The organism is Flavobacterium sp. ZB4R12 (assembly GCF_048276375.1).
In the GTDB taxonomy this organism is placed as follows: domain Bacteria; phylum Bacteroidota; class Bacteroidia; order Flavobacteriales; family Flavobacteriaceae; genus Flavobacterium; species Flavobacterium gawalongense.
In genome coordinates this window covers 1-10541 of the sequence record NZ_JBLNKS010000031.1, presented here as the reverse complement: position 1 = coordinate 10541, position 10541 = coordinate 1, and the positions used below count along the sequence as shown (strand labels likewise).

General features: G+C 36.3%; 5 protein-coding genes. 1 reads left to right on the top strand and 4 read right to left on the bottom strand.

Features of this window, described 5'->3' with window-relative positions; genetic code table 11:
* Together ACNO7W_RS16070 and ACNO7W_RS16065 are read right to left on the bottom strand one after the other, a co-directional pair.
* On the bottom strand, nt 1-1219 hold a 1219-nt coding region (locus ACNO7W_RS16070; RefSeq protein WP_417938883.1), incomplete at its 3' end, for a hypothetical protein.
* Nucleotides 1220-1655: 436 nt separating this feature from the next.
* The gene (locus ACNO7W_RS16065; RefSeq protein WP_417938882.1) at nt 1656-7334 is read right to left on the bottom strand and encodes a LamG-like jellyroll fold domain-containing protein; all 5679 of its coding nucleotides are present in this window, start codon (nt 7332-7334) and stop codon (nt 1656-1658) included.
* A 573-nt stretch (nt 7335-7907) separates the two neighbouring features.
* On the opposite strand from ACNO7W_RS16065, the gene ACNO7W_RS16060 reads away from it, so the two are divergent.
* Nucleotides 7908-8582 carry a TonB-dependent receptor plug domain-containing protein gene (locus ACNO7W_RS16060; RefSeq protein ID WP_417938881.1) on the top strand — a complete coding sequence of 225 codons (675 nt, stop codon included), beginning with the start codon at nt 7908-7910 and terminating at the stop codon, nt 8580-8582.
* A 210-nt stretch (nt 8583-8792) separates the two neighbouring features.
* Here the strand turns inward: ACNO7W_RS16060 and ACNO7W_RS16055 are convergent, their stop codons facing one another.
* Nucleotides 8793-9353 carry a DUF6642 family protein gene (locus ACNO7W_RS16055; protein WP_417938880.1) on the bottom strand — a complete coding sequence of 187 codons (561 nt, stop codon included), beginning with the start codon at nt 9351-9353 and terminating at the stop codon, nt 8793-8795.
* 53 nt (nt 9354-9406) lie between these two features.
* Nucleotides 9407-9901 (bottom strand): hypothetical protein, encoded by a 495-nt coding sequence (locus ACNO7W_RS16050; protein ID WP_143387974.1) that lies wholly within the window; start codon nt 9899-9901, stop codon nt 9407-9409.
* Nucleotides 9902-10541 lie beyond the last annotated feature (640 nt).

Below are 10541 nucleotides of genomic sequence, written 5' to 3'. Positions count from 1 at the left end.
TAACTCCCGCAGGTAAACCCACTGCTGCTGCTATTCCTGTTGCTCCGGTTGTAGCATGAGTAATATTGATTAATAAGGTACTAATACATAAGGTTGGTGTAGTCGATGCAACTCCAGCCGTATTGTTTGGTGTTACCGTGATAGTACCCGTAGTAGTAATAGTTCCACAGCCTCCAGTTAAAGTTACTGTATAATTAAATGTTCCAGCCACAGATGGGGAACCACTTATAGTTACGGTATTTCCTGACCAGCTTCCAGTTACTCCCGTTGGAAGTCCACTGAATGTTGCTCCAGTTGCTCTTGCTGTACTATAGGTTATGTTCGTAATTGGAGTAGTAATACAAAGTGTTTGGTTTGCAGTTGCTACCGCTGATGATAAAGTAATTGTGTTATTGGGTGTTACCGTTACCGCTCTGTTAGCGGTTGTTGTTCCGCAAAGTCCAGTTGAAGTGGCGGTGATGGTTGCTGTTCCGCTGAACGCCGCATCCCAGTCCATGATACCAGTAGTTGTATTGATTACTCCCGCCGCCGCCGGTAATACAGAGTATGCTATTGAAGTACTGTTCGCTGCTGTTGCAGTATAGGTCTCATCTGCCGCATTCTGGCATACTGTGGTTGCTCCCGCTGTAAAACTGGTTGCTCCTGTTGAAGGATTAATTGTTACCACAATCTCAGCTCGATTACTTTCGCAACTAGGTCCACCACCATCTCTACTAACCCAGTATGAAGTGATTCCTGCAACACCGGTATCAATTGTTGGAGGTATAGGAGTAGACGTTCCTCCTGTTGATACAGTATACCAAAGGAGATCTGTTAAAGATCCTGTAATAGCATCCTCTATATCAGAGGCCGCATTTAAACAATAACTTAAAGGGGAAACACTTGGAGTATTAGGTTTTACATTTACGCTTACAATAAGAGTAGCCGTTGCCGTTCCTCCACAACTAGAACTGGGTGCGCCATCAAAAGTAACATTAACGTTATAGTTTCCAGCCGTACTACCCCAAACAATCGTTATTGTATTGTCACTTAGCAAACCTCCAGAACTAATAGTTCCGCCAGCAAATGTCCAAATATAATTTGATTCACCAGATACAGTTGTATACGTTTCAGTTGTATTAATACAAACTTTATTATCTCCGGAAAGAGTATGACACTGCCCAAAACTATAAAGAGTACTTAGAAACAATAGAATTATACAGAAGTAATTTTTTTTCATGATACCTACATTTTAAAATCAAACGATTAATATTTTTATAAAAAGGCATAGAGAAATTCATGCAGTTTTTAGAAACAAAAAAATGTTTATTGTAGTGGTATTATTTTCAATGAAAAAGTTATCTGCCTGTTACAGTTTTGGTGTGGTTTTAATAATTATTTCACACAAAAAATAACAAGAAGAATTGTGCTAGGAGTATTATTTATTTGTTTTTAGTTTTAATATATTTAGGCTTACATATCTTAAAATTAAGTATTTATGATGATATTGTTTGGAAAAAAATTTTTTTTTCGATGAAAGGATTTTATCATCCGACAAACTACCCGTTTTAAGAAAATTAACCTTTAATGTTTCTGGTTTTTCTTCTTTTAAGGTCAATTTAAACATAAAAAAACTGTCTGAAAAGACAGTTTTTTTTCTTTTTTCTTATTCCTTGTTAAGGAATGATTATTTTTTTACTAAAATCTCCTTTTGTTGTTTGAATCTTTACAATATAAACACCGGAATTCACTTTTTTAATAGGTAATTGAATGTTTTGTTGATCTTGATTTTCAATTTTCCAAGTGCTTATTGATTGACCGGCTATATTGAATAAAGTAACTTTTTTAACGGTTGCATCCAATAAGTTATTGTTGATCACGAGTGTATTTCCATTTTGTAAATGAGTAATTTTAATGGTATTATCATTGATGATTTTATCATCAACATTCAGCGTTTTATCAGTAAATTGTAATGAAAAACGAATGTTGTTTTCACCCTCTGGCAAAATCACTTCAAATGCTTCATTGCGAATATCATGATATATCCCGGTCAGATTATCATATATGTAAATTGCTTGTTCTGAATCGAAGTTTTCTAATTCATCAATCATGAACTTTACTTTTCCTTCGGCATCAGTTTTTACGCCAATAGGGTAGGAGGCATTTGCATTAAAAAAGCCTTCGCCTTCAATTACTAACTGATTTTCTCCATTCAATAAATACATGTCATTCGGAAAGTCATCGAAATTTAATCCATCATAACCATAATCCATATCGGATGTCGCTTTTTCATTCATGAATCCTAATAGCACTTGTCTGTGATAATCGTTATGAGAGTTGAAACCCAAACGAATTCTCTTAAAAGTATCTTTTTCTATAGGATCATTGTTATTGTTATTCCAAGATGCTTCTTTTTTAGAAATGGTTTTAATTTTATATATTACATTAGAATTCAAAGCGTCGTTTTCTTTGTGAAAACCTCTTTGGCTATTTTTAAAAATAACAGGATTACCATTACCGGCAAACTGTTTTCCAAATACAAAAAAACCTTGTCCCACAGGGATATATTGATTTGGTATACCTCTTGATGGAGTTCCGGATTGACTAATAAAATCTACATCTAATGCCGATGGGGCTACTCCACCAGTTAAATTTCTTTCAGCATACCCCCCTTGATAATCACGTAAAACATGTGTGTTGTTAGTTGTGTAATGTTCCCAAAAATATAATGTTCCATCCATAAAGTTTGAATTGTCGTTTATGAAAGCATTGGCATCCAATGCAGACGGATATGGGTTACCAGTTAGTAATAATTGGTCTTCAGTAACTGTGTTTGATGAGATAGTGCCGTTATTTGGTTTTCCGGTAAAGGTGTATTTTTGAGTAAGCGAACCTGCTCCGCTTCCTTTGAGTGTAAATCCTTGACCTACTCGTAGTGGGATAGTTTCTGTTATTTGAGCCCAATTAGCATAAATTTCCTGGTAATTATCAAATTTATAAAGCCAGTACCGAGTTAAACTAATAGGAGAGGTAGGAGACCCGTCATATCCATCAATCCAACTTATATTTTGTGGAGTTGATGTAGTCCCGTCTTTCATAACACCTGCAACAGTATAGTCCACATTATTCGATGTATTATTAATAGGACTCACAGGAGAACTCCAATAGTTATAATTGTATTTGTTGGATTGCCCTTGTTGGTCTCTTTCTATAGACCCAGAGCTCGTAACATCTAAATCACTCTCCGTAGTTTGAACTAACTGTGACCTACCGGCTAAATCTATTTTCCCATCTAATTTTAAGTACCAATCATTTTGTATTTTGGTATCATTATTCATCACAATGTTTTTTCCAGAATCTACCAGCATTCCTAAATCAATAGTATTAGCCGTTTCGGTAATATCATGTTGCACTTTTACAATAGACCAATCCTGATCCATAATGTCATTCCCTCTAATTTCTTTTGTGGGACTGTTTACGGCAGTAGCAAAATCTCCAGTTCGCTCCGTTAAAAAAGGCATAGGAGCCTGTTGTACATAGATGTTTTTATGGTTGAAGATTTTTGTTCCTGTAACATCAATAGCCGCAGTTGTCAAGTCATCAATAATATCATCCTTGTAATTATCCATTCTGTAATAGCGAAGCAAATTGGCAAAAGGTAAGGAAGCAGGCGATGTAGCAACATTTTTAGGGACGATTGTACCTCTAACTTGTGAGCCGGTATTTTGTATTTCCTGATACACCATTCTTTGTAATTGGGAGTTTGTTAAAGCCATATTAAACACTCGTACTTCATCAATTTTTCCTTTAAAATATTTTGTAGCTGTACTAGAATCCCTTCCTAAAGTAAGTAACGTTGCATCAGCGGATATGCTTCCGGTTTTTGCTTGAGTTGCCACCAAAGCACCATTTAAATATAACTTTATATTGGCTCCGTCATAAATTGCGCCAACATTATACCACTGTGATGTATTTAAAGCGGTATTATAGGTTACCGTAGTGCCATTTACGACAGCTTCTAATTTCTTTGCAGCAGTAATTCGTATTTGAAAATTATTTTGTCCTACAATAACTCCATCAGTAGAAAAAGTAGGGTTTAAATCAATCCATGCCATCAGCGATGCACTGGTAAGACCTCCAAGAATTGCTGTACTTTGACCATAATCATTTCGACCATCAAAGTCTAGAAATAGTTTAGTGTATAAATCTCTAGGAGAACCAAAATAGGCTGTATTGGTATCAAAAGCATCCAGAATACCATCTTTATCAATGTCTGTTGTGCCATCGATAATTCCATTATTATTGGTGTCTAACGTTTTATAGTCATATATTAATAAAGTATTGGCAATATCAAACGTACTTCCATTAGATTTTACATCAAGATAATCGGGGATTCCGTCTCCATCGGTGTCTTTTAGATAGGTAGTGGCAGGATTTGCAGTTGCAATACCTTGCCCTAAATTTCCGTATTGGTTCGTAGCTCCCGTACCATAGTCGTAAATGTCTAATATTCCGTCACCAAAACCTTCAGTTATCCCATCTCCATTAATATCTTTACTTCTAAATGTTTCTGATTCCGGTCCATCACCAACACCGTCTCCATTGATATCGCCATCGCCATTTTCATATCCGGAAACAGCATTTGTATTTCCTGCACCAGATTCGTCCACATCAAAAAGACTGTCGTTGTCACTGTCTAAATCTATATAATTTGGGATTCCATCAGCATCAGAGTCTAATGCCGGTAATGCAGCTGTGGATTCGGCACTGTCAAGAAGTCCGTTTCCGTTTGTATCAACCCAAGCCACATCTATTTTTCCTTTGGCATTACTCAAGTTTCCTAAGCCAGCTTCAATAACATCTTCAATTCCGTCATTATCGGCATCCAAATCAAACATATCAGCAACGCCATCATTGTCTAAATCACATAAAGTTTGTGAAATTAGGATATCATCCAATGCAAGGTCATTACCGCCACCACCGGGAGCATTATTTTTGAAACGGATGGTAAAGGCATTCACATTTCCTAAGTTGACACTAGTGGTAAATTGTTTCCAAACTCCTTGACTGCAGGTATTGTCTGTAGTGCTTCCTGAGCATCTTCCGATGTCTCCTGTATTGAAAGAGGTAAGGAGATTGTTTGATAAATCATAAAATTCTACTGTTACATTGGGTAAAATTGAGCCTGGGAAAGTAGACGAGGCCATTATGTTTAATACCCAAAAACTATAGGTTATAGGTAGATTTGACAAAACCCCGGTAATAGTTGTTTCATAAAATGTGCCGGGAGTAAAACTGGCATTAAAAACAGCCATTCTTCCATTGGTATCTCCTGTGGTATGATCTTCTCCGTTATACCAGGCTAAATCGCCATGAATATTTTCAGGATCGCTGGCTACTGTTCCTGTTATTTTAGAGACTACCGTGTATTCACCATCATCCAGTATCCAGGTTGATTGTGAAGGACATTCGGTTGTATTAGTGCCTGCAATTCCGTCTTCATAACAATAGGTTGTTGTGGCATTATAGGCAGCCGTAAAGCTTGAAGTTCTTCCTCCTGTGCCAAAGGTTTCATTTAAAAATTTATAATCTACTTTATGTCCATTTACGCTGTTACAATTCACCTCCTCAGTGGCATCCAGAATGCCATCATTGTCATCATCAATGTCAAAATTGTCATAAACGCCATCCCCGTCGCTATCAAAAAAGGTTTGAATTCCCGTACCTTGAATGGAAAAATCATAAGGATTTTCATTAGCGTCACCGTTTATAACTGAAATTGCGGCCGTTTTTAAACCTAAGGTGCCAGGATTAAAGCTGACAGCAAATGTAGAGCTGCCTCCCGCAGCAATTGAAGCGCTCGGACTAGTGGTAACGGTGAAATCACTGGCGTTAGTTCCAGAAATAGTTATGGCTCCTATGGATAAGGCAGAAGTACCCGTATTTTGAATGGTGTATGTTTTTGTGATGATTCCCGTACTGGTTTCCATTGATCCAAATTCGGTCCAATCTGTTGTGCTTGGGGTTGCGTCACCATCAGTAATTGAAATGGCGTTTCCCAGAATGTTTATTTCCGGTAAATTTACGGTTGCTATTACCGCAGTTCTTGGAGAAGAAGTACAGGAAGCATTGGTGGTTTCAACATAATAAGTTGTAGTTGTTGAAATAGTGGGAGTCGTAAAACTTGTCCCTGTAGCTAAGGCGCTTCCTCCGGTTGATGCTGCAAACCAAGAAATTGTTCCTGCAGAAGCTGCAGCTCCCAACACAACTGTTCCCGAACCAGTTCTGGAATCAGGAGCCGTACTCGTAATCGTTGGAGTGGCATTCACAGTTACGCTTGTCGAATTATTAGCGCTAATAGCTGAACTACAATTATTTGGCGCAGTTCCGCCACTTGCCAGATTTGTAATAGTTATGGTAGTTGTACCTGAATTTGGTAATGTGCTTGTGGTAAAAGTTCCTGAACCAGCCGTTGTAACTGTCATAGCTGCTGTACTTCCCGTTGCGGTATTTGCCCCAGTTAAGTTGTATGTGACGGTATAGGTTCCTGTTGGTAGTCCTGCAGCTGTAGAAGTAACGGATACGCTTGCATTATTTGTTACGCATATCGGTGAGGCAACAGCTGTTGTGCTTAAGCTATAGGTAGAACAGGTCCACGTAATGATGATTTTACCAGCTCCGCCTGAACCACCATCATTTCCTTTTCCGCCGCCGCCGCCGCCGCCGCCAGGCACTACGCCTGAAGCTCCATTTGAGCCAGAACCGCTGGCACTACCACCATTACCGCCATTACCACCGCCAGTTGGTGCTGTTGCCCCGTTTTGATTGGTCGCGGTAACGCCATTTAAAACTGTTCCTGCTGAAGAACCGCCACCACCACCACCTGTGTTAGTAATAGCATTAGCACCATTTCCTCCAGAAAGTACAGTATCTCCAATACAAGCGGATGATAAAGCACCGCTGGCTCCCGTAGTGGTATTGTCAGGTACACTGTTGCCTCCTTTTGCAAGGATGACGGTATTGTTTGAAAACCAAGAATCTCCTCCTGCCGCAGTTGATGTGCTACCAGATCCCACTGTTACGGAATAAGATGATCCAGGTGTTACTGTTAGCACTTTTTTTGCATAGCCACCACCGCCACCGCCACCATATTCAACACCGCCGCCACTAGATTTTGAACCACCTTTCCCGCCGCCGCCCCAAGCTTCAACGGTTAAGCTTGTCACTCCGGCAGGAACAGTAAATGATCCGGATGTTGTATAGGGTTGAGTTGTCTGTGAATATCCAAAAAATGTAATAAAAAGTAAAAAAAAGGTGAGAATTATTTTTTTATATCGTAAAGTAATTTTCTTCATAATTGTCGTCTGTTTGATTAATTATGATGCGAATATTTTGGTCTCAATCGATTCTAATTAAAAAATATTTGCATTGCGATCTTAAATTTAATTATTTTGTTTTTTTTTATAGTTTAAATGCGTAAAAATCCGATGAAATGCACTTATATGTACTATTTATAGGTTAAGTAATACGTTAATATTATGTTTTTTGTTCGTTTTTTAAAAAATGGATAATGATGTTTTTTATTCTTTTTTAAAAGAATTTATTGTTACTGTTGAAATATAGAGTTTCTGATTTTAAGCTAATTAGCAAGTGAAGGATGACTATTTTCCCTCTTTTGTTTTAGTGACAAATAATTTTTTAGTAGAGTTAATACTTCACTGGAAATTTAGAAAGGTTAAATCAGTACAATGTGAATTCGTTTTTTGTAATGATTGTGAGTTTTTAGTTTTTGAATTATTTGTAAGTACAACTGTTTTAAATAATTACTTTGTCATCAATTTAAATTTGCATTAGCAATTATGATTTCAAATTAATGATTGAGTCATACTTTTTCATATATTTATTAAAAATTTATAAATCAAAACATTATGAAAATTTCTAAGTCACTATTATTTATTTTTTTATTATTTGTTGGTTTTAGCTATGGACAAAATAAGCTAATAGGAAAGGTTACCAATAGTAAGAATAAACCAGTTGTAAATGCTAAAGTATTTTTAGATTCTATTTATACAAATGTTGAAACAAATAAAAATGGGGATTTTGAAGTATTGCTTCCTGAAAAGGTGACTATGGTTAATGTTTACTCACATGAATATGGTTTGTTGTCTTCTAAATTCAATAATGAAAATATCATGAATTTTATGTTTTTAGACTCGGATAAATCTATAAGGGGACAAACAAAAAAAGGAGATAAGATTACAATTGGATATTCTGAAGTGGATAAAAAATATAAGGTTAATAATTCAGAAGGCACAAGTGTTCCAAATGATAAAAATGCTACTGTTTATAACACAATATACGATATGATTAGAGGTCGTTTGTCTGGGGTTACAGTTTCAAGAGACAATAGGATAACCATTAGAGGAGTGAGTTCTATTCGTAATATTTCGGAACCATTATTTGTTGTCGATGGAATGATTGTATCAAGTATTGATTATATATCGCCTAATAATGTTAAAAACATAAGTGTGTTAAAGGGTGCGGAAGCTTCTATTTATGGATCACAGGCTTCTGCAGGAGTTATTGTCATTAAGACTAAATAGTTTTGATGAGTAAATAATGAAAATCTAAAATTGTATAATAAATCTGTTTGTCTTACAGTTGGATTAAGTAATTATCTTTAATAAATGGTGATTATTATTTATGAAGAAAAGAATTTAAAACGAGTACATAAATTCTATTATTTGCTGGATTCCTTATTCTTAAGTATTCAAACTAATTTGGACTTTTGCTAAAAGAGGGCGATTCCATTTTTAATAATACAATCTAAAATCGAGTAGTTTACAAAGGGCATAGTGTTTTTTATATAATTCTTCTACAATTTCGACGACATTATCTTGTTCTTCAAATAAGCCAAAGAAAGCTTTGTCGAGGGCAATGCTGGTTAAGTTATGGAATACCGCCCCATAACCAGAAACAGCACGTGCTCCTGTAATATCTAAAAAGTATTGTGCTTCTTCTGGGCTTAAGTCTAATGCCTTTGCATTGGCGAAATGCAAAATTTTCCCTTTCATTTTTCCTTCAAATAACTCAGCTATTTCTTCTAAACTATAGTAATAATCATTGAGGCAAATGTTGTTTCCTTCACCTGGCATTACTAAGTAGATGATTTCATAATTCTTAAAATTATGGTCTTCATAGAGTAGTGTATTTAAACTTTCTTCTAATCCTTCAATAGTGTCGCACGCTTTATAAATGCTTGTAATGCTTTGTTCAAAAGCTAGTCGCTCTAAGTTTTTGACCACTTCAGTAGTGGTGTGAGTTTCTACATCGGGAACGGCTTCGAGGCAGAAAATGAATGTGTCAGAATCCATGAATTTAGTTTATGTAGATGATCTATTTTGGGGTGTTTATTATGGACAATATATTATTCTTCATCATCTTCAAAAAAAGTATTGAGATCAAAATCATTATCAGTAGCTGTATCTTGCTGGCTTGGAGGAATGGCTCCTGGAGGATTGAATAATCCCCAATCGTCCCAGATATGGTTGTTGGTGTCAAAACTTTCTACCCATTCTATAAACAATAGCCTAAAATCGTTTAGCTCTTTGCGAATGAGTTGAACATATTCTAATTCTTTAAAGTTTTTATGCAACCGTAAACTGCCTACGTGGACATATAAATGCATGGCATGTTCTCTAATTATTGCTGCATTTTGCATGCGAATGCTGTACAAATCTCCACCTTCTGCACCAGCAATTTTCGCAGTAATGATCATGGCATCTTCTCGCATTAAGTGTTTGGTGTCTTGTATGTACGCATCCTCCTCAGGAAGCGAAGCTACTAAGCTTTCTACTAATTGATAAATCAATTCTGCTTTTTGGAAGAGTGGAAGATTGCTGGTTTTGTCTAAGCGGGACATTTATTTATTTTTTAGGGTTTTGATACTTTTATTTGTCTTTTGCATATTTCAGTTTTCAAATCTGAGAAAAAAAACGGTGTTGATTATGTTTGGGAGTACTATAACTGATATCAAAATTACTGAAGAATAAAATTAGTTGTTAGTATTTAACAATAAATAGTTATTAACCCTTCGGTAAAACTCAGAGCTGTTTCAGTTATACTTATTTCTAATATATAAATAACTCTGAAGCGAGGATACTTCGGAGAATTGAGTTTATAATTGTAGGTACGGATTGCAAATTTGCTTTTACTTTGCATTTGATAAAAATAGAAGAGATGCGTTGAAAAGCAATTTTTTTTAAACATAAACCTCATTACTATGAGTTAAGGTCTGAGGAATAGGTCAAATTTTAAACCTAAAAAACCCTAACATATTGATGTTAGGGTTTTTTCTTGTGCGCTACGCATACCATATATCTATAGGGTGTAAGTCCCGAACGAGCCTGCCAATGGGAATCGTTAGCCGAGAGCAAGGGTGTTGGGGGCGATCTCAAATCTGAAGGAAGCTGGAGGTAAAACTGTGATTGAACGAACAGAAACATAATGGAAGGCTTACTCTGTGGGTTAGTGGGCAACAGACCGCAAAGCCTTATAGTTGG

Coding starts and splice junctions, on each gene's coding strand:
- ACNO7W_RS16055 (WP_417938880.1), bottom strand. CDS start 9,353: ATGGATTCTGACACATTCATTTTCTGCCTCGAAGCCGTTCCCGATGTA.
- ACNO7W_RS16065 (WP_417938882.1), bottom strand. CDS start 7,334: ATGAAGAAAATTACTTTACGATATAAAAAAATAATTCTCACCTTTTTT.
- ACNO7W_RS16050 (WP_143387974.1), bottom strand. CDS start 9,901: ATGTCCCGCTTAGACAAAACCAGCAATCTTCCACTCTTCCAAAAAGCA.
- ACNO7W_RS16060 (WP_417938881.1), top strand. CDS start 7,908: ATGAAAATTTCTAAGTCACTATTATTTATTTTTTTATTATTTGTTGGT.